This window comes from Desulfobulbaceae bacterium, from assembly GCA_015231515.1.
Classification (GTDB): domain Bacteria; phylum Desulfobacterota; class Desulfobulbia; order Desulfobulbales; family VMSU01; genus JADGBM01.
This window is the reverse complement of the sequence record JADGBM010000225.1, coordinates 1-2,015: the sequence shown is the minus strand read 5'-3', so window position 1 is coordinate 2,015 and position 2,015 is coordinate 1. Positions and strand designations below refer to the sequence as shown.

Genomic DNA, 2,015 nt, shown 5'->3' with positions numbered 1-2,015 from the left:
GATGGTTTTTCGACCATTCGCCGAGCAAGTGATGACCACCTTGTAAAAAACATGGTTGCAGAAGGATTGCTCCTTGGCGGTCTGTGGTACAGCGACTATCTGGATGCGAGGTAAATTCCCATGCATTTTGATATACTCGTTGAGGATCAGTCCGGAAAGAAAGCGCTTGAAATCCTTGTTCCTAAAATTATCGGAGAAGACCATACCTTCACGGTTAAGGCTTACAAAGGAATTGGCAGAATTCCGCGAAACCTTAGGGCCTCATCTGACCCAGCCAAACGAGCCCTACTTACTCAGCTTCCCAAGTTGCTCCAGGGGTATGGTCGGACCTATGCAGGTTACCCGAATGATTATCGTGCAGCCGTAATTCTTGTTTGTGACCTGGACAGCAAGTGCCAAAAGTTTTTTCGTAAAGAACTTACTGCTGTTCTCAATTCATGCACCCCTCGCCCTGAAACACGTTTCTGTATCGCTATTGAAGAGGGAGAAGCTTGGTTTTTAGGTGATATTGACGCAGTAAAATCAGCCTATCCAGAAGGAAAGGATAATATCCTGGCCACTTACGAGAATGATTCAATTTGTCACACTTGGGAAAAGCTTGCTGACGCGATCTATTCTGGCGGGTCACAAAAATTAGCCTCCGAGGGCTACCATAAAATTGGGGCTGAGAAATCAGCTTGGGCAATGAATATTTCGCCTCATATGGATGTGAATAACAATAACTCTCCAAGTTTTTGCTATTTCCGGGATAAACTTCGAGGCCTCATCAACTCTTAGCTATCGAAATGATAACGGTTGACTCCTTTTATCAAAAACTCCAGTGTCCGCAAAGCTGTTATCTGGGCAAAAAGATCTTTAAGAAGCATTTTTTTGAGCTGAATCTCAACGTCACAGACAAAAAGGCATTCAGTCAGGATATCGAAAAGATTACTTGGGCATACACCCTGAAACCGGAGACCATCAACATTGCCCAATACACAGATGATGAAAAGGAGTATCTGGAAATTGCCGTTATCGAGGTGACGCTGCAATCACCCAAGAGACAAAAACGGATTGGCGAGATCATTCAGCGAGCCATTCCCTACCCTGTATTGTTGATCTTTGTGCATGGGGAAGAAATTGCCCTGAATGTGGCGGAGAAAAGAATTAACCGCTCGGATAGCAGTAAGATCATGGCTGAAACGGTTCACGACACCCCATGGCTCTCGCCTGATCATGCCGACGGCTGGCAGAAAGAATTTTTGCATGATTTTTGCGTGACCAACTTTTCTTATCATACTTTTTATGATTTTTATCAGGACATGGTGCAGCGTATTATTGCCTTGAATTGTGCGGTGCATACTGGGCGTTATTGTTTAACCACGGAACATACGGAATACACGGAAACAGCAGAAAAAACTGTTTTTTATCATACTTCAGAAGAGATAGATGGGCGTTTGGAAAGGCTCAAGGAACTGGAAAGATTGCAGCAGGAACAAATGGGAATTCGTAATAGATTGAAAAAAGAAAAAAATATGGGTTCCATGGTGGAATTGAATACCAAGTTGAAACAACTTGCAGACAGGATTAAGGAAATTTTAGATTTGGGGTTTTAGATTTTAGATCTGGTGGCAGCGGTGAGGGGCTTTTCAATCAAAAATCAACAATCAAAAAATTTAAAATTTAGGATTTGGTGGCTGCGGCGGAATTTTTTTTCAATCAAAAATCAGCAATCTAAAATCAAAAATGAATTTAGGCGTGCCCATCATGACAAAAACATCAAACATAATGATCGATCAATTACAAGAGTTGCTGGACTCACAGGAAGGTGAGAACCTGGAGTTCAAAACAGCGGAAAACAATTATCCTTTTGAGAAACTGGTCAAGTACTGCGCGGCATTAGCCAATGAAGGCGGAGGAAAAGTAGTGCTCGGGGTAAGCGATAAACGCCCCAGGAAGGTTGTTGGATCCCAGGCATTCAAACAACCGGAAAGGACACGGGCAGGTCTTATTGAACGGCTGCATTTAAACATAGA

General features: G+C 43.0%; 3 protein-coding genes. All 3 read left to right on the top strand.

The genetic code is table 11. The features are described 5' to 3' along the window. Nucleotides 1–120: 120 nt before the first annotated feature. Entirely contained in the window at nucleotides 121–777 is a 657-nt protein-coding gene (locus HQK80_16580) for a DUF4276 family protein (protein MBF0223807.1), read from the top strand. Nucleotides 778–785: 8 nt separating this feature from the next. Further along, complete coding sequence (locus HQK80_16575) at nucleotides 786–1,595, top strand: DUF4391 domain-containing protein (protein ID MBF0223806.1); 810 nt, start codon at nucleotides 786–788, stop codon at nucleotides 1,593–1,595. A gap of 172 nt (nucleotides 1,596–1,767) precedes the next feature. After that, a partial coding sequence (locus tag HQK80_16570) for an ATP-binding protein (protein MBF0223805.1) occupies nucleotides 1,768–2,015 on the top strand: 248 nt, incomplete at its 3' end.